The sequence below is a fragment of the Paenibacillus sp. A3 genome, assembly GCF_001399685.1.
Taxonomy (GTDB): Bacteria; Bacillota; Bacilli; order Paenibacillales; family NBRC-103111; genus Paenibacillus_G.
The window spans coordinates 14,972-33,573 of sequence record NZ_JTHN01000028.1 but is presented as its reverse complement, the minus strand read 5'-3'; the positions used below and the strand labels follow the sequence as shown (position 1 = coordinate 33,573).

Here is an 18,602-nt window from a genome sequence, read left to right as displayed (position 1 = left end):
AAACGTTTAAGTAGAGGCGGTTAAACCATGAAAAAAGCAACGATCAAAGACATAGCTAAAGCAGCCGGCGTTTCCATTGCGACGGTTTCGTATATTTTGAACGACGTGAAGACCCAATCCATATCCGATGAAACGCGCGTGAAGGTACTGAAGGCCGCGCAGCAGCTGAAATACGTAACGAACCGTACGGCGCAGTCGCTGAAGGTCAAGAAAACCGGACTCATCGGCATCTTATGGTTTAAAGGGGAGGACCGTCATATATGGTCCGATTTGAAGTATGCGAGAACGATCAACGCCATCGAGCGGCACTGCAGCGAGCTGGGGTATCATGTTATTTTTATGCAAATCGATAACTTGGGCCCGTCCTCGAAAATTATCATGGAGCGCAATTTGGACGGCGTATTCTTATTGGATGTGGATAAAGAACAATTTACAACCATATCGAATTATTTCGGATTCGGCGTTCCCGTCTTCGTGATCGACAGCTATATCGAAGACCCGTTGTTTCACAAAATCGTTCCGGATTTCGTGCGGAGCTTTGAAGCGGCTCGCAGCCTGCTTGGCGAAGCCCCGCAGTTTCTGGTGATGGATTCGTATAACAATGCCGAACTGGTGGAGTTTATCAAGCGGCAATCCGGCTTGGACGAAGAACGGGTTCATGTGTGCGAGAGCATCGAGGGCTTAAATGAATTTCTGTCCGCGTATGCCGGACGTCCGGGGATCGTGATGAATGAATTTTTGGCGTATGAAGCGGCCAAGATCCATGACCGGCTCGCTGTTCTGTGCACAAGCCATTGTCCGGAAATCGTTCCGCAAGGGATGGCGAAAGTTGCGTTTGATATGAATGACTACAAAGAGATTGTCCGTATGATGGATCGCAATATTCAGGATGCGGATGAGGTAAGCCGTGAAAAGTTTTATTGCCTGTCCGTCATCACGTGACGATCCGGTGAGGAGAATGTGGCGTGAGTTCGTCGCGGCTGATCGAAATCAATCATTTTTATTCCCAGATTCTTGACAATTCCAGAAATATATTTATATATCTGCCTCCGAGCTATGAAACGGACGCGGGGCAGCGGTACCCTGTCCTGTATATGCAGGACGGGCAGCACGCGTTCTACAAGGACCGGAAGGGCGAATCGTGGGACGTACACAAAACGGTTGACCGCCTGATCGCCGAAGGACGCATGCGGGAAATTATCATCGTTGCGGTAGCCCACATCGAGGATGCCCGGATTGCGGAATATATGCATGAGAATCCGTACGGACACCGGGTTTTCGATACGACGAATCAGGGCGAGCTGTACGAGGAGTTTCTCGTCCGTGAAGTAAAGCCTTATATCGACCGGGAATACCGGACGCTGCCGGATCAGGAGCATACGGCGCTGATGGGATCGTCCGCGGGCGGTTTGGTCTCTTACAATATCGGGTTCCGCAGGTCCGAGACGTTCGGGATGATCGGGGCTTTGTGTCCGTTCTTCGCAAGCGTTGATCTCCGCACGATGGAGGACCGCTGGTTGAGCCGCGTCTACACGGAAAAGAAAGCTCTGCGCATTTGGATGGACGTGGGAGATGCCGAAGGCTTTACCGTTATGGAAAAACATGTGCGGCATGTCGCGGATACGCTGATCGGCGCCGGATACCGGCCCGGGGACGATTTTATGTACTATTATGCCGTCAATTCGGGCCATTCGCAGAAGGATTGGGCCGCCAGAGTGCATGCGCCGCTGCTTTATTTTTTTGGCTGCATCGGAACTCCTGTTCGTGTCGATTTGCATGGGCCGGAGGCGGTTGGGATCGAAGGGCCGAAGCGTACGCTCAATCCGGTGGTGCACTACGACAGCGGCTTCATGATGACGGATTTAAACGCCTGCTATGAAGTAGTCGATCCCGAGCTGCTGGACGTGACGGCAGACGGCAAATTGCTGCCGAAGAAAGAAGGGGAGACGACGGTTCGGTACATAAACGGCAGCCTGACGGCTGAATTGGCTGTTGCCGTTGTCCCGTCGGTTTCGGAGACGGTCACCGTCCAAGCGTACGTGAAAGTGCCGGCTTCTACGCCGCCAACAGCTGCGCTATACGCCGGCATCGAGCTGCCGATGATCCGCGAAGGACTGTATGGAGGAACCTTTGAGGTACCGCGGGATATGTCCTTCGAATTCCGCATTTCCCGCGGCTTGGGCATGCATGAGACGGACCGGCAAGGCCGGGAAATTGCTTACCGGAAATTTACGGCCAGGGACGGCCTTGTTCTGAATTACGAAGTAGAAAATTGGGTGGATGCGGCGCCCGTGAACGAGCAGAGGTGATGAGGATGCGGAATAACCAATCGAGCATTTTGAAGGTGGAAAATTTCTACTCCGCCCACTTGGACAATACGCGGGATCTGTTTGTTTACCTCCCTCCAAGCTATCGCTGGGATCAAGCGAAGCGGTATCCGGTGCTGTATATGCACGACGGGCAAAATATTTTCCATCCCGCCTTCAACGGCTATTCCTGGAATGTCCATGAGACCGCGGACCGCTTAATTCAGAGCGGCCTCATGGAAGAAATCATCGTCGTCGGCATTCCGAATCGGGGTGTCGAGCGGGCCGATGAATTTACCCACGAGCTGGAAGGGGTTCTGTATCCGTCCGATAAAGTCCGAATCCAGCCCAAAGGGCAGCTCTACGAGCGCTTCATCATCGAGGAAGTCAAGCCTTACATCGATGCGCTTTTCCGCACGAAGCCGGACCCGGAGCATACGGGCTTAATGGGGTCTTCCCGCGGGGGGCAGGTCACCTACCATATCGGCTTGCGCCGTCCGGACATTTTCGGCAAGCTGGCGATTCTGTCGCCGTATTTTTACTACGTCGATCCCGTGACGCTGGAAGAATTCCGGCAGTATCATACGTTCGGCACGAAGCAGCCGGTTTCCCGGATCTGGATCGATTTGGGAGGCAGGGAAGGCACGCTGATCATGGAAAAGCATGTCCGCGAGGTCGCGGAGCAGCTTGCCCTCCTCGGATACGAAGCCGACGACGAGCTGCTGTATTTCTTCGATCCCGAAGCGGCTCATGTGGAGAAAGACTGGGCGGCCCGACTGGCCTCTCCGCTGCTCCATTTATTTGGAGCAAAGGGTCAGGCGCGCTCGTTATCGTTGTGCGGCTGGGACGAAGTCGGCATCCGCGGTCCGCTCTGCCGGTTAAACGCGATCGCGGAGTTTGACAGCGGCTTGAAGATGTCTCTGCTCAGGGCGGCTTACCGGGTGGAAGACCCTCGGATCGTAGAGGTTCAAGAGGACGGGACCGTGGTGGCGAAGGAAGAAGGAGAGACGACGGTGACGGTCAATTACCGCGGTTTGGAGGCTGCTCTTTCCATCCGTGTGGTCAAGGAGCTGAAGGAGCGGGTTACCCTCGATTTAAGGGTTCATGTCCCGCCGCATACACCGGAAACCGTCACGTTATACGCCTGGTTTCCTTTAAGCAAGCAGCCGGATGCGCCTGTATATTCCGAGCGGCTTGAGCTTCCGCTTCATACCGAGTTCGTTTATCAAATTAGCAGAGCCGACGGCGGGGCGGAAACGGATCAAGCCGGAAATCCGGTGGTGCGCCACTACCGGGCCGAGGCCGATTCGCGGTTGGAGCTGACCGTCGAACGCTGGTCTAACGACATCAGAGAGGATTAATTATCATGGTGAAAAAAATTATGCTCGGACTCGTCTGCGGTTCGATTGTGTTTACAGGGGCCGTGTTAATGAACGGAACCCCGCATGCCGCGCAGGATATCGATAATCCCGTGCCAATTGATAGCAATTATGTTTCGGGACCGGTCGGGGGGAACGAAAATTCCGCTTCGAATAAAAGCGGCTCGGAGCCCCAGCTACAGAAACTGCCGGTCACGCAAACAACTAACGGCGTTGAGGTTACCGTTCATTCCATCCGGCGGACCGCACAAACGACGGATTTCGAAATTACGATCAAGAACGGGACCGCGAACGAAAACGTTGCGGTTGACCCAAGCCGTCTTGCCATACAGTCGAACGACAACAGCGCGGGCAAGGTAAGCGAAAAGGTCGGGGCTTCCCCAACCAACCCCGACTTTACCGGGGCGACAATCCTGCCCGGCAAAGAAAGGCACGGCTGGATCAGCGGTCAAGCTTTAACGGAGAAAGAGCTGGAGAGCTTGATCGTGGAGCTTTCGTTGGATGGAAGCGAGCAGAGGGCTTTCTCGTTCGCCATCGACTGCAAAAATCTTAAGTTTCGTACGCTTTGAGCGAATTACTGTACAACGAGCCGTGGCCCTGAATAGGAGCCGCGGCTTATTTTTTTCATAGCCGGAATACGGTTGTATCGGCGCGTTATCGATGCCTTGCGCTATTGACACACTGCCAATTTCGAAGATATTATAGATATAATAACTCTACAATCGATGACGAAAATTACTAAAACGGCGAAGTATGCTCTGCACCCATGCTGTTTTTTTTGCTTTATTAAAGACATACTGAGTCTTCGATGTCCAATATCTTACTCACAGGAGGTCGGGAATTATGGGAAATGTATGGCATGAGCGTTTTAATTCGGAGGAATATTATTATGGGGAAGATCCTAACGTATTTATTCAACAACAAGCTTTTCGATTGGAACCATGTCACAAAGTTATCGCGTTTGCGGAGGGCGAGGGCCGGAATGCCGTCTTTTTAGCAAAACGAAATCATGAAGTGACCGCCATTGACTATGCGGAGAGCGGCCTGCAAAAAACGAAAAAACTGGCCCGGAAGCATGCAGTTGAGGTACATACCCAAAAACTAGACCTGTTGGCGGATGAGGTGTCGAACGAGCGATATGATGCCGCCATCATGGTATTCGGGCATTTTCATAAAGACGATCAGGCCATGATTCTCAATAAAATGAAAAACGCCATAAGGCCTGAAGGCATTATGATGCTTGAGGTATACTCGAAGGACCAATTAAAGTACGGTACCGGCGGCCCCCCGGACCCGGATTTGCTCTACGACCCCAAAGAAATTCTTGCTTGGTGCGAAGGTCATGAGGTGATCCATTTCTTCTATGGCGAGCAAGAGCGGGTGGAAGGAAAGGCGCACACCGGTTTAGCCCATGTCATTCAACTTGTATTGAGAAAAAAATGAGAAATCCGTCAGGCGCGCAGGCTGCTGCAGATGCCCCAAGTGTCCCATTTTGCATCACTGTATCGGATCGAATCGGCAAATGTGTCCCGAAATGGGACACATTTTTTTGTGCATTCCTTTCATTTCCCGCACTCCGACGGTTGGCACAATAATTGCTTTACTTAGGCTCAGAAGGGCAAACATCTATTATCGATTGGGAGGGTCTACATCATGAGTTCGTTTACGAATGAGCGTATTGCGGCCACGGCGGCCAGCCCCAACATGGAAAATTACGAGCAGATGCGGGGACAGTTTCGATGGGAGGAGGTGGAGAGTGAGTTCACATGGCACGAAACCGGAAAAATCAATATGGCGTACGAAGCGATCGACCGGCATGCCGAGTCCTCGCGCCGGGACAAAATCGCCTTATACTACAGCGACGGTCAGAGAGAAGAAGCGTACACCTTCGGGCAAATGAAAAACAGCTCCAACCGCTTCGGCAACGTGCTTCGTCAATTGGGCATTGGAAAAGGGGACCGCGTGTTTATTTTCATGCCCCGTTCTCCCGAGCTGTACTTTGCGCTTCTCGGGATTATTAAAGTCGGCGCGATTGCCGGCCCTTTGTTCGAGGCCTTTATGGAGACGGCCGTGAAGGACCGCTTGGAAGACAGCCAGGCCGTGGCGATCGTCACGACGCCTTCCCAGCTTCCGCGCATCCCGGTTCGGGATTTACCCCATCTGAAGCATGTGATCTTGGTCGGACACGACCTTCTTCGCCTGGAAGAGGGGCAGGTCGATTTCCACAAAGCAATGGAAAGCGCTTCCGAAGAGTTGGACCTCGAATGGATGGACCGCGAGGACGGCCTGATTCTGCATTACACCTCCGGCTCTACCGGAAAGCCCAAGGGCGTGCTTCATGTCCATGATGCGATGCTTCATCATTACTATACAGGCAAAATCGTGCTGGACTTGAAGGAGGACGACGTGTATTGGTGCACGGCCGATCCGGGCTGGGTGACCGGCACGTCTTACGGCGTTTTTGCTCCGTGGCTCAACGGCGCGACGAACGTGATCCGCGGGGGACGGTTCAAGCCAGCGGATTGGTACGCCACCCTGCAAAAGTACGGCATTACCGTCTGGTACAGCGCGCCTACCGCCTTCCGCATGCTGATGGGAGCCGGAGACGAGCTGGTTTCCGGGTTCGATCTGTCCAAGCTCCGCCATGTGCTCAGCGTCGGCGAGCCTTTAAATCCGGAGGTCGTCCGTTGGGGATTGAACGTATTCAAGCAGCGCATCCATGACACTTGGTGGATGACGGAGACCGGGGGCCAGCTCATCTGCAATTACCCGGGGATGGCAATTAAGCCGGGATCGATGGGCAAGCCGATTCCGGGCGTGGACGCGGCCATCCTGGACGACGAGGGCCGTGTCCTGGAGCCTTACTGCATGGGAAATCTGGCGATCAAAACGGCATGGCCGTCCATGATGCGCCGCATTTGGAACAATCCGGCCAAGTACGAAGAGTATTTCCGCTTCCAGGGTTGGTATGTGTCCGGAGACTCCGCTTTCCGCGACGAGGACGGTTACTTCTGGTTTCAAGGCCGCGTTGACGATGTCATCAACACCTCCGGCGAGCGGGTCGGACCCTTCGAGGTCGAGAGCAAGCTGGTGGAGCATCCGGCGGTTGCGGAAGCGGGCGTCATCGGCAAGCCGGACCCGATGCGGGGCGAAGTGATCAAAGCGTTCATCGCGCTGCGGGACGGTTATACGCCGTCGGAAGAGCTGAAGGAGCAGATTGTCCGATTTGTCAAAACCGGCTTGTCCGCTCATGCGGCGCCTCGTGAAATCGAGTTCAAGGACAAGCTGCCCAAAACGAGAAGCGGTAAAATTATGCGCCGCGTGCTAAAAGCGTGGGAATTGAATTTGCCGGTCGGCGACATGTCGACGATAGAGGATTAAGCTTCGGATTCATAAAACAGAGATGGGGGATATAACGGGATGCAGATTATTTTTATCGGATTGCCGGGTGCAGGGAAAGGGACCCAAGCCGAATTCATCCAAGCGAAATTCGGCATACCGCATATTTCAACCGGAGACATGTTCCGTGCTGCGATGTCGGAAGGAACGGCGCTCGGTCTTGAGGCTAAAGCCTACGTCGAGAAGGGGCAGCTGGTCCCCGACGAGGTGACGATCGGGATCGTAAAGGAGCGGTTGAGCCATGGAGATACGACGCGCGGCTTTTTGCTGGACGGATTTCCGCGGACGGTGTCTCAAGCGCTGGAATTGGAGCGGGTACTCATCGAAGGGCGTCGGCGGATCGACCTTGCGCTTCATTTGGACGTGGATAGCAGCAGGCTGCTCGGGCGTCTGACCGGACGGCGGATTTGCCGGTACTGCGGCGAGACGTACCACGTGATGTACCGCCCTCCGCAGGAAGAAGGGAGCTGCGACAAGTGCGGAGGACCGCTGTATCAGCGGCCGGACGATACGGAGGAAACGGTTGCCACCCGGTTGGAAATCAATTTAAAGCAGCAGAAGCCGCTGTTGAAATTTTATAAAATGAGAGGCCAGCTTCGTTCGGTGGACGGAGAGGCCGAGACGGACAAAGTATTCGAAGACATTTGCGGGATTCTCGGAGGCTTGCACGTCAGAGCCAGATAAAGCGGGCAGGCCGCTTGCCGGGGACATAAAGGGCAGATCCGCTGCACGAAGCGGGCCTGCCCTTAGCTTTGTTCGCTTGTAACTGTAACCGGCTTACGGCGTCATTTGAAATTCCTTCAGCTTCCGGTAGAGCGTACTCCGCGTAATGCCGAGCACCTTGGACGCCTCGGTGATGGTCTTCGTCTCGCTCAGCACCTGCTCGATCATCCTCCGCTCGACTTGCTTGAGCGGCTCGGCCGCCCTCGGTTTTCTTTGGTAATATCCCTTGAGCGCTCTCGGCAGATGCTCCACCCGGATCGCGGATCGTTCCCGACCGGCCAGCAAGTAGGCGCGCTCCATCACATTTCGCAATTCGCGGACATTGCCCGGCCACGGATATTGGACCAAGGCCTGCAGCGCTTCGTCGCTGAGGCTATCCGGCCCGTCGCCGTGGACTGTCTGAAATTCGCGGAGGAACTCCCGGCTTAAATGCTCCACATCCTCCGGGCGCTCGCGAAGCGGAGGGATCGTGATCGACAAGACGTTCAGACGGTAAAACAGGTCCGACCGGAACGAGCCGCTGTAGGCGATTTCTTCTTGAAGATTCCGGTTCGTGGCCGCAATAATCCGTACGTTGACCGCACGCTCTTTATTTTCGCCGAGCCTCATAATCCGCTTCGACTCGATGGCTCTTAGCAGGACGACCTGGAGATCCAACGGCATGTCGCCGATCTCGTCGAGAAAAAGAGTCCCGTCGTTCGCGGCTTCGAATTTGCCGATGGCCCCGCCTTTTTTGGCGCCTGTGAACGCTCCTTCGATATAGCCGAACATCTCGCTCGCGATCAGCTCCCGGGGCAGCAGGCCGGTGTTAACGGCGACCAGCGGGCCGTTCTTCCGTTCGCTTTGCTGATGAATCGCCTGGACGAGCACTTCTTTTCCCGTTCCGGTCTCTCCGGTAATCAGCACGTTGGCGCACGATTGGGACGCCAGCTTGGCGACCTCCAGCTCCAACTGGTATTCGGGGTTCAACGTCCGGATGCGGTCGAATTGATAAGGTGCCCCCGAAGAGCGGACGCTAGGCTTCGGCTTGAGCAGAAGCATTTGCTGACCGGTTGTTCCGTAAGGATGCACCTCGAACGCGTGATGGATTTGCTGCAGCAGCGTCGGCGTGAGGAGCTGGCCTTCCGTTAACCGGGTCAGCTCTTCCGCTTTTTTGCTCATGTACACAATATGCTGCCGTTCCGATAGAACGACGATCGCTTCATCGCTGATCCGGCCCCACGACTCCAGGATGATCTCATTCAGCTGGCCGGGCTCCCGGCTTTTTTCTTTAAACGGCTTCGGGGCAATATTGCGCTGCGAGTCCCATACAATCTCGAATTGCCCGTCCGGCATCGCTCTTCCGATTTTTACCGGTCTCGACAAATGGTGGTGGTCGCCTTCGACGAGTACCGTCCCGCAAGCGGTTTCAAGCTTCTTGTCGCTCAGGTGATAAAAGACGTCCCGGTAATCCAAGCTCCCGGTTTCATGAATGCTGTCCAAGATCATTTTGGTGCCCAGATAAGTGTTGAACATGACCGACGAAATCACCTGCTGCGCGCCGAAGCGCTCGTGGAACGTGCTGACGAAATGCAGATTGTGCTCATTCTGAAGCGATTGAAAATAGCTGGCCGAGCCGTAATGCCCCGCTCCGTAGTCTGCTCCCATCGCCGCGATTTCCGTTTCCTTCGTGATCGGACTAAAGATAGGCAAGTGATCGGGATTCAGGCCCATTCTCCGGTACGCGCGATAGAAAGGGATGATGCTCTGTCCGACAAGCGTTGTAAAAACAGCATCGGGCCGCTTCACAATGATGTCTTCCAGCACGTCATGGAAGGTCTGATGACCGAACGGCACATAGGCTTCGCCGACGAGCGAGCCGTTTTTTTCCGCGAGATATGTTCGGACCTGCTGGTTCGTTTCCCGAGGATAAATGTAATCCGTGCCGATGCAGTACACACGTTTCCCGAAGTGCTCGGTTAAATAATCGAGCAGCACATGAACCTGCTGGTTCGGCACCTCCCCGGTATAAAACACGTTGGAATGGCATTCCCGTCCCTCATACAACGTAGGGTAGACCAGCAGGCAGCCGTATTTCTCCAGCACCGGAAGAATCGCTTTCCGGCAAGCCGAAGTATAACAGCCGATGAACACTTTCACGCCGTCTTTTGCAAGCGCTTCCGCTTCTTTCGCGCTTTTGGCCGGGTCCGAGCAAATGTCCCGCACGATCGCTTCCACGTTTATTCCATTTTGGTTGAAGTGCTCAATGGCCAGGATGGCCGCATCGCATTGTCCTCGTTCCGTCAGGGCGGTCGTGCCAGTTAATGAAAACAATAAACCGACTCTGGTATTCATTGAACTCCGCCTCTCCTTGGTAGGTTTGTGTCTTTATTATAACAAAAATCAAACCGTTTGAAATTGGGGGTTGACTTTTTTCTTATGGCTCGTGTGTAAAAATAAGACAGTGTATCATTTTGCGACAGTCACTGGTCTGTGGATGGTTTTGACGCTTTTCGCACAGGAATGGGGGCTGTGATTGTATCAAATTAAGACAAACGGCGGCGTTATTTGTAAGCGTTTTCTTTTATTTGGCGAGGAATTTCATTGGCACGGATTTTGCTTTAATCCCGGTCAAGTCGGTCGGACGACGAGATATTTGTCCCGGCTGATGCAAAACACACCAAGGAGGGGTTTTCGATGAGACATGGAGACATTTCCAGCAGTCAGGACACAGTAGGGGTGGCGGTGGTGAACTATAAGATGCCGCGCTTGCATACCCGGGCGGAGGTTCTGGACAACTGCCGCAGGATCGCCGATATGATCGTTGGGATGAAGCAGGGATTGCCCGGCATGGACCTCGTTGTTTTTCCGGAATACAGCACCCACGGCATTATGTACGACGAGCAGGAAATGTATGAAACCGCTTCCTCCATTCCAGGAGAAGAAACCGCCATCTTCGCCGAGGCTTGCCGGAAGGGCAATACGTGGGGCGTATTTTCCTTGACCGGGGAGCGGCACGAGGCTCATCCGAACAAAGCTCCGTACAACACCTTGATTCTCATGAACAATAAAGGGGACATCGTTCAAAAATATAGAAAAATTATTCCGTGGTGCCCGATCGAAGGCTGGTATCCCGGCGACTGCACGTATGTCGCGGAAGGGCCCAAGGGGCTCAAAATCAGCCTTATCGTCTGCGACGACGGCAACTATCCCGAAATATGGCGCGACTGTGCGATGAAGGGCGCCGAGCTGATCGTGCGGTGCCAAGGCTATATGTACCCGTCGAAGGACCAGCAAATCATCATGGCGAAAGCGATGGCTTGGTCCAACAATACGTATGTCGCCGTAGCCAATGCGGCCGGCTTCGACGGCGTTTATTCTTATTTCGGCCACTCCTCGATCATCGGCTTTGACGGGCGCACGCTTGGGGAATGCGGCACGGAGGAAAACGGCATCCAGTACGCCGAGCTGTCGGTTTCGCTAATCCGCGATTTCCGTAAAAACGCCCAATCCCAGAATCATTTATTCAAGCTGCTCCACCGCGGCTACACGGGACTCATTCATTCCGGGGACGGTGACAAAGGAATTGCGGAATGTCCGTTTGACTTTTACCGTACCTGGGTGCTGGATGCCGAGAAGGCGAGGGAAAACGTAGAGAAGATCACCCGATCGACCGTCGGAACCGCAGAATGCCCGATTGCGGGAATTCCTCACGAGGGCAAGCAGAAGGCGGCCGGAGGCTGACATGTCGTTCATTGCGGAGAAGCTGAAAACAATCCATCATCGCCAAGAACAGGCTACCGGAGAAGAGGAGGACCGCTCTTCTTCTCCCCGGGCGGTGACCCGGTTTCGTTTCGACGTCGACCGCGTCATGCAGCGGGTCCGGTCGAAAATTTTCGGGCAAGACGAAGTCGTCGGGCGGCTGGAGGAGATGCTGAGGGTCGTCTGGTCCGACATTTCGGAGCCGAACCGGCCTTTGTATGTGGCGTTATTTTTGGGACCGACGGGAGTAGGGAAGACCGAAACGGTGAGAGCGTTGGCGGAAGCGATTCACGGCAGCGCCGAAGCGTTTTGCCGGATCGATATGAACACGCTGGCCCAGGAGCATTATGCCGCCGCCTTGACCGGAGCGCCTCCCGGCTACGTAGGAAGCAAGGAAGGCACGTCACTGTTCGATACGCAGCGCATCGAGGGCTCTTACGGCAAGCCCGGCATCGTGCTGTTCGATGAGCTGGAGAAGGCGAACGACCAAGTCATTTATTCGCTGCTGGGTGTGCTGGACAACGGGATGATGGTTTTGTCGTCAGGAGAGAAAACGATCAATTTCCGCAACAGTATTATTTTTATGACCAGCAATCTGGGGGCGCAGGACATCACGGAATTTGCCGACGGGAGCATGAAGGCTTTCTGGAAAAAACTTGGATGGTATGCGCAGCCCCGCCATTGGGGGGCTTCCGAACGCGAGCTTCTGCGGATCATTGTGCAAAAAAAGACGGAGCGCCGGTTATCGCCCGAATTTATCAACCGCATCGATGATATCTATGTATTTAACTGGCTCCGGCGCGACGGGCTCGGACCGATCCTGGATTCGCTGCTGGATTCGCTCAACCGCCGGGTCCTGAAGCATCGCTGCATGGTGATGCTCGATCCTTCCGCCAAGGAGGTCATAGCCTCTTTGGGATTCGATAAGCAATATGGCGCACGCTCGCTGAAAAGAGCGGTCAGAACCTGCATCGAAATCCCGCTGGCCCGGCTGCTCGGAAGCCGGCGGCAGGATGACCCGTTCGTGACATACTACGTGCGGGGGAACCGGAAAGAGCTGGCGTGGTACGAAGACGACGAGCGGCTGGTACATGAACCCAAGGAGGTGACAAGATGAGCGCCGTTGGTCTGCTGTATGTCGGCGCGGTACTGTTTCTGAACGGCTTGATGCTGCTCGGCCGCATAGACGGCAAGAGCGCAGGCGTGTTCAACCTGTTTATCGGGGCCATGCAGGTGATCACCCCGTTTTATATGATCTTTACTTCAGGGGGAGACGCATGGACGATATTTCAGGCTTCCGGTATTTTTCTGTTCGGTCTCACCTATTTATATGTAGGTATTACGAACTTGCTAGGCTTGGATGCGAGCGGTGTCGGTTGGTACTCGTTATGGGTCGCCGTTCTTGCCGTAGGCTATGCGGCTATGAATTTCCTTCATTTTCACGATGAAAAGTTCGGCATCATCTGGCTTATGTGGTCGTTCTTGTGGACCTTGTTTTTTGTTCTGCTGGCGCTAAAGCGCAATATTGGCCCATTTGTCGGCTGGGTGACGCTTATTCAAGCGTGGGTGACGGCGACGATCCCCGCTTTTCTTATCCTCATCGGTGAGTGGGAGCGGATCGGAGCGGGCGTCACGGAAGCGGCGGCGGGCCTTGTCGTGGTTGCCTATGGTGCTGCGTATGCGCTGACCCGGCGGAAAGCGCCGCGCGGGGTGAAGATGTCGTCGTAAGGTGGTTCAATCATGAAGCCACAGCAGTATTGCTGCCGGGGCTTCTTTTTTTACCATTTTATTGGCATTAGCTCTAAAGATTTCTAGCTGCCGAGCCGATATACAAGCTGAGTCCTGTCCATTGGGACGCGTTAGGTTACTAATCGCTTGGAGGCTTAGGAAAAATTGAACAAAGTCAGGTTGTTTCTTACCCTCGTTTTATTAATCGCCCTCATCACCGCTTGCGGCGGACCGAGACCGATTGCGGCAACAGAGTCGGAAAAGGAAAGGGCTTATTGGGAAATGAAGAATTACATCGACTCGCATTTGATAGAAAAGGTGCTGTCCGATTACTTCGAAAATCTGGGTGACGGCGAGCAGCCGGCGATCCCGAAGGATTTCGACTACAAGATGCTCTCGTTCTCAACGTACAAAGGAAATCGAACGAATAAGACTGAGATTCTTGACAAGAGTTTAAGCTATGCCGACAAAAAACCGGTCTTTCCAACCGTCGATCCGATCGTGATCCGAATGAAGCCGGTGATCAATGAGTTGAAGGCCGCGTTGGCTGAAGCATACGATTACTACGAGATGAAAAACTATGTCGACGATAATTTCGCCAAGGGCAAGGAACTGCATGCGAGAATAAGACAGGCGTGGGTGGCGTTTTACCCAATCAGAGAAGAATTTTCCGTAGCGATGAGAAATTTGGGGGCCGAGCTCAGAAAAGCGCATCTGGAAAGCTATACGAGCGACAAGCAGGATTTCCGGTACAGTACCTTAAAACTGGTGGTCGATGCCGAAGCGCTGTCCGCGGAGTTGTCGCGTCAGGGCATTATGGCCGACAACATGCTGGATTTGGATATGAATGCTTTCAAACCGAAATACGACCTGCTTGTGGAAGATCTCAAAATTGTAGCTCAGCAGTATCAGGACATAGTCGACAAAAATAGTTCCGATAAATATAGATATCAAAAATATGTAGAAGCGGCCAAAGAGGTTAAGGCCTCTGCCTCGGAAATGGTTGAGCGGGTAAACAAGCAGGAAAAAGTAGAGGAAAAACCTTCATCAAACGACTACCAGTATCCAAGGGGGACTCCTGAGAAATTCAGAAGTAAGGTTGGTAGCTTCGTCTCGGAGTACGAACATATTTTTTAATGTCGTAAATAAGCGGGGGACGGCTTGCAGGTATGAAAAAGAAGTTGTATCATAAGAATAAATAAGGAGCCGTGCGGCTAACACGACTCCTATAGTACAGTAGGCCGCTTCAAAGGCGGTCGGCTTCAAAGTAAAGTGAGTCAGGGAAATAGACCGTTACCTTACCAGAGTGGGCGGTCTATTTCTTTTTGTTTTGGATAAGCACGATGACAATGGTCACAACCAGCGTCAGCAGCGCAATAAGAAGCGAACCGAAGCCGATCATGAGCGTCAGAGCGTCTTTAACCTCCACAGGCATCACCTCCCTTCCGAGAGGCTAGCCGACCGCCCTTGCAAGCCGTTCTAGTGTACAGGAAATAGTATACATTATTTATTCTCCGGCAATCTACTATTTCTGTTCTTCCCAGCAGACAGAAGCCGCAACAGCATTTGCCGCCGCGGCTTCCGTTTTATTACAAAAACTTCCTATTCTGCTTCTTCCCGTCGAAGGTGAACAGCACCGGCTTCGTTTCGATGACCGATTCCAGGTGCACCGTCTTCCCCCACAGCCGGTGAATATACGGAAGGGTCCGTTCCACATACTTCAAATCGAGCTCGATGCCTTCGTACATATGCTTCAAATACAGCTCGCCGTTCTTCTCGAAATCCCCGTTCTCGACCACAATATAAGGGAAGCCGCCGTTCACCCGGGAGTACACGAGCTGGTCGCGGATATGTTCCCAAGACTTGTCGGTAATTTTCCACTCCGGCCCTTTTTTCTCGAAAATGTACAAATCGAGCTCATCGCACAGCTTCTTGGTCATATAGTTGCGGATGAACGATAGGTCGGAGTCGAATTCGCGCACTTCGAATATCTTCTGCCGGCCTTCGCCGCCTTTATAGCCGAAGCGTTCCCGGTCCTCCTCGGACGGCTTATCCCAGCGCTTCTCGATGTCCTCGAAAATTTTCAGTCCCAGGTAATACGGATTGAGCGTATGGCGGGAAGGGACGACAACGGAGGAGTTCAGCTTGGAGTATTCGATCGTCTCGGAGTCGGTCAGATCGAGCTCCCGCATAATGCGCTGATGCCAGTAGGAGGCCCAGCCTTCGTTCATAATTTTCGTCTCCATCTGCGGCCAGAAATACAGCATTTCGTCCCGCAGCATCGTCATGATGTCGCGCTGCCAATCCTTCAGGTAAGGGGCATGCTCTTCGATAAACAGCATCAGATCCTTCTCCGGCTCAGCCGGAAACTTGGCCGGGACTTCTTTCTTGTTGGCGGTTTTGGCCGCAGGCTTCTCATCCAAATCCCACAAATCCTCGTAACCGAACTTACGCTCCGAAGGCTTTTTCTGATCGTCCGCTGCTTCTTCCCGGCCGCTGCCGCGTCCGCGATACGGCTTCGTGATCAGCGGATCGATATGTTCTTGAATGGCAAGCACGGCATCGATAAACTGTTCCACCTCGTCCGTCCCGTATGCGATCTCATACTGGCGGATGCGCTCGGCCGTGGCGGACATGCTCTCGACCATGTTGCGGTTCGTCTTGGAGAAGCGGACGTTGTTTTTGAAAAAGTCGCAGTGCGCCAGCACGTGCGCCACAATCAGCTTGTTCTGGATGAGCGAATTGCCGTCGAGCAGGAAAGCGTAGCACGGATCCGAGTTGATGACAAGCTCGTAAATTTTACTGAGTCCGAAATCGTACTGCATTTTCATCTTATGAAATGTTTTTCCAAAACTCCAGTGAGAGAAGCGGGTCGGCATCCCGTAAGCGCCGAAGGTGTAAATAATATCGGAAGGGCATATCTCGTAGCGCATCGGGTAAAAGTCGAGACCGAAGCCGCTGGCGACCTCGGTAATTTCCGCGATGGCGTATTCCAGTTGCTTGATATCATCTGCATTCACTGGGCGATCCTCCCCTCCGCGCCCTTCGGGAAAAAGGTTTTGAGCGCCTTGTACACTTCCCCTTTCTCACGAATGACATAGTGCACGAATTTCGGATCGTGAATGTTCCGGTAAGCGGACATCAGCGTGCTGCTGCGGTTATATTGATTTACTTCGCCGTATCCGAACAGGTTCGCCCGCTTGATTAACTCGCCGATCAGCCGCACGCACCGCTCGTTGTCCGAGGTCAGGTTATCGCCGTCAGAGAAATGAAACGGATATATATTGAAGCGGGACGGCGGATAGCGCCGGTCGATCAAGTCAACCGCAAGCTGATAGGCCGAAGAGCAGATCGTGCCGCCGCTTTCGCCTTTGGTGAAAAATTCCTCTTCCGTCACTTGCTTGGCCTCGGTATGGTGGGCGATGAAAATGATTTCCACCTGCTCGTATTTCGTCCGCAGGAATCGCGTCATCCAGAAGAAGAAGCTGCGCGCGATATATTTTTCGAAGGATCCCATACTGCCGGACGTATCCATCATGGCGAGCACCAGCGCGTTCGAGTGAGGAGTGACGATTTCGTCCCACGTCTTGTAGCGCAGATCGTCCGGGCTGATATGATGAATGCCGGGAACCCCCGAGGTGGCGTTCCGTTTCAGATTTTCGAGAATCGTCCGCTTCTTGTCGATATTGGACATGATTCCTTTTTTACGGATGTCGTTGAAAACGATTTCTTTGGTGGTGACATTATGCTTTTCCTTCTGCTGCAGGTTCGGCAGCTCCAGTTCCTCGAAGAGCATGGACTGCAGGTCCTCCATCTGCACTTCGGCATCATAATAGTCGTCTCCCGGCTGATTGCCGGCGCCCTCGCCCTTGCCCGGACCGGAAGCGGGCTGCGGGTCTACCCCGAGCACGTCCCCGACCTGGCTGTCCCCGTCGCCTTGCCCCACATGCTTGCTCTTGTTGTAGTTATAGCGGAAACGGTACTCATCCAGACTGCGGATGGGCACTTTGACGATTTGCTTGCCGTCCGACATGATGATGCTTTCGTCCGTCACCAGATCAGGCAGATTTTGTTTAATCGCTTCACGGACTTTCTGCTGATGGCGGGTCTGATCCTGATATCCTTTGCGGTGCAGGGACCAATCCTCGCGGGATACGGTAAATAAAGGCTCTGTCATGCGGAACACCTCCTGATAGCTTTTGGATCAAAGCTGGCTTCGATAGCGCGGTCAAAAGCGGTTGAGCCGGCGTCGAAAGCTTGAACGGTGTTGGGGACCGGATGGACGATAAGCGTGTAAAGCAGCATGTAACTAAACATGACAAGTACTTGGAAAAAAGTGCTTGTTACTAAATATATTCAAGTGCCGGGAGGATATGTGAGCGGGTTGGGAGTGGAATTTTGGTACCCGCATTCAGAAGATTCAAAAGGTCTCCATTTTACAGGAGTCGATTCTAGTTTATACTGTCTGATAGAAAGGTACAGTGGCGTAGTAGAGGTGAGGATTCTGGGTATTCAATTAACTAATGAAGAAATTCTCGCTATCCTTAGAGCAGCGGATGAAATTATCGGTCAGGGCGGCAGGACGCTGCTCGCAAAAATATTAAAAGGCTCCCGTGATAAAAAAGTGTTAGAGCTCGGTCTGGATCATTGTCCGACCTACGGTTACTTTCGAGCCCAGACACTTGAGCATATTGTGGAAAAGGTGGATTGGATGATTCACCACGATTTTCTGGAGATTCAATTTAGCGGGAAGCTGCCGATGATTAAGTTTACGGAACGCGGTTGGACGATTGAGCGCAGCCAAATAGTAGAAGAACTTCTGCAGGAGTGGGACGCTTGGCTGCGGAAAGGCGTAACCGCGGTGGATATGAGCTATTTAAAGGAAAGAAACCGCGGCATGGTTCTGGAATTGCTGGAAACGGTAAAACGAAAGCGCGCTTCCCAATATGTTCCCTTTCTGGAGCAGTGGGAGAAAATTGAGGTAAAAAAAGTGCGGGAAGCCATCCGCGAAACGATCGCCGCTGTTCGCAGAGAAGACGGCTCTCCTTCCCTTGACGGGAAGCATGAGCAGACCGAATTCACGATCCCTAGATTGGAACCGGAGCTTTTGAAATGCCAGGAATGTGGAGAACGGTTCAAGTTTGAAGTGGAGGAGCAGAAGTTTTATAAAAGCAAATGCTTCGCGCCGCCCAAGCGATGTCCGAAATGCCGCGAGAAGAAGTGGTTTCGCAAAATGGGAATCGAGCTGCCCGATGACGATCTAGAAGAGGAATCGTGAGGGGGAAGAGAAGGTTCACTTGGATAAGTATGGTATAATCATGGTGGG

The 18,602-nt window shown here is 53.3% G+C and carries 16 protein-coding genes; 12 read left to right on the top strand and 4 right to left on the bottom strand.

Annotated elements, in window-relative coordinates; genetic code table 11:
* The first annotated feature begins 27 nt into the window (after positions 1 to 27).
* The 7 genes from QJ48_RS03565 (at position 28) to QJ48_RS03535 (ending at position 7,768) form a co-directional block, all read left to right on the top strand.
* Positions 28 to 942: a LacI family DNA-binding transcriptional regulator gene (locus QJ48_RS03565; RefSeq protein ID WP_054972282.1), complete on the top strand. Its 915-nt coding sequence runs from the start codon at positions 28 to 30 to the stop codon at positions 940 to 942.
* Between the two features lie 23 nt (positions 943 to 965).
* Positions 966 to 2,309 (top strand): alpha/beta hydrolase, encoded by a 1,344-nt coding sequence (locus QJ48_RS03560; protein ID WP_054972281.1) that lies wholly within the window; start codon positions 966 to 968, stop codon positions 2,307 to 2,309.
* A gap of 5 nt (positions 2,310 to 2,314) precedes the next feature.
* The gene (locus tag QJ48_RS03555; protein WP_054972280.1) at positions 2,315 to 3,667 is read left to right on the top strand and encodes an alpha/beta hydrolase; all 1,353 of its coding nucleotides are present in this window, start codon (positions 2,315 to 2,317) and stop codon (positions 3,665 to 3,667) included.
* Between the two features lie 5 nt (positions 3,668 to 3,672).
* Positions 3,673 to 4,254: a hypothetical protein gene (locus QJ48_RS03550; protein ID WP_054972279.1), complete on the top strand. Its 582-nt coding sequence runs from the start codon at positions 3,673 to 3,675 to the stop codon at positions 4,252 to 4,254.
* Between the two features lie 274 nt (positions 4,255 to 4,528).
* On the top strand, positions 4,529 to 5,128 hold the full coding sequence (locus QJ48_RS03545) for a bifunctional 2-polyprenyl-6-hydroxyphenol methylase/3-demethylubiquinol 3-O-methyltransferase UbiG (RefSeq protein ID WP_054972278.1): 600 nt from the start codon (positions 4,529 to 4,531) through the stop codon (positions 5,126 to 5,128).
* 210 nt (positions 5,129 to 5,338) lie between these two features.
* Complete coding sequence (gene acsA / locus QJ48_RS03540) at positions 5,339 to 7,066, top strand: acetate--CoA ligase (protein WP_054972277.1); 1,728 nt, start codon at positions 5,339 to 5,341, stop codon at positions 7,064 to 7,066.
* 39 nt (positions 7,067 to 7,105) lie between these two features.
* Positions 7,106 to 7,768 (top strand): adenylate kinase, encoded by a 663-nt coding sequence (locus QJ48_RS03535; protein ID WP_054972276.1) that lies wholly within the window; start codon positions 7,106 to 7,108, stop codon positions 7,766 to 7,768.
* A gap of 93 nt (positions 7,769 to 7,861) precedes the next feature.
* Here the strand turns inward: QJ48_RS03535 and QJ48_RS03530 are convergent, their stop codons facing one another.
* Entirely contained in the window at positions 7,862 to 10,141 is a 2,280-nt protein-coding gene (locus tag QJ48_RS03530) for a transporter substrate-binding protein (protein WP_054972275.1), read from the bottom strand.
* 342 nt (positions 10,142 to 10,483) lie between these two features.
* Between QJ48_RS03530 and QJ48_RS03525 the strand changes: the two genes are divergently transcribed.
* From QJ48_RS03525 to QJ48_RS03510, 4 genes are all read left to right on the top strand, one after another.
* Entirely contained in the window at positions 10,484 to 11,530 is a 1,047-nt protein-coding gene (locus QJ48_RS03525) for an aliphatic amidase (protein WP_054972274.1), read from the top strand.
* A gap of 1 nt (position 11,531) precedes the next feature.
* Positions 11,532 to 12,665 carry an AAA family ATPase gene (locus QJ48_RS03520; RefSeq protein WP_054972273.1) on the top strand — a complete coding sequence of 378 codons (1,134 nt, stop codon included), beginning with the start codon at positions 11,532 to 11,534 and terminating at the stop codon, positions 12,663 to 12,665.
* Entirely contained in the window at positions 12,662 to 13,276 is a 615-nt protein-coding gene (locus QJ48_RS03515) for an AmiS/UreI family transporter (protein ID WP_054972272.1), read from the top strand. The genes QJ48_RS03520 and QJ48_RS03515 overlap by 4 nt, the downstream gene beginning before the upstream one ends.
* A 165-nt stretch (positions 13,277 to 13,441) precedes the next feature.
* Positions 13,442 to 14,413 carry a DUF3829 domain-containing protein gene (locus tag QJ48_RS03510; protein WP_054972271.1) on the top strand — a complete coding sequence of 324 codons (972 nt, stop codon included), beginning with the start codon at positions 13,442 to 13,444 and terminating at the stop codon, positions 14,411 to 14,413.
* A gap of 178 nt (positions 14,414 to 14,591) precedes the next feature.
* On the opposite strand, the gene QJ48_RS38465 is transcribed toward QJ48_RS03510, so the two are convergent.
* The 3 genes from QJ48_RS38465 to yhbH form a co-directional block, all read right to left on the bottom strand.
* On the bottom strand, positions 14,592 to 14,705 hold the full coding sequence (locus QJ48_RS38465; RefSeq protein ID WP_237762797.1) for a putative holin-like toxin: 114 nt from the start codon (positions 14,703 to 14,705) through the stop codon (positions 14,592 to 14,594).
* Positions 14,706 to 14,865: 160 nt separating this feature from the next.
* Positions 14,866 to 16,296, bottom strand: coding sequence for a SpoVR family protein (locus tag QJ48_RS03505; protein WP_054972270.1), 1,431 nt, complete (start codon positions 16,294 to 16,296; stop codon positions 14,866 to 14,868).
* Complete coding sequence (yhbH, locus tag QJ48_RS03500) at positions 16,293 to 17,453, bottom strand: sporulation protein YhbH (protein WP_054972269.1); 1,161 nt, start codon at positions 17,451 to 17,453, stop codon at positions 16,293 to 16,295. The genes QJ48_RS03505 and yhbH overlap by 4 nt, the downstream gene beginning before the upstream one ends.
* Positions 17,454 to 17,771: 318 nt before the next feature.
* Between yhbH and QJ48_RS03495 the strand changes: the two genes are divergently transcribed.
* Positions 17,772 to 18,554: an RQC-minor-1 family DNA-binding protein gene (locus QJ48_RS03495; protein ID WP_054972268.1), complete on the top strand. Its 783-nt coding sequence runs from the start codon at positions 17,772 to 17,774 to the stop codon at positions 18,552 to 18,554.
* Positions 18,555 to 18,602 lie beyond the last annotated feature (48 nt).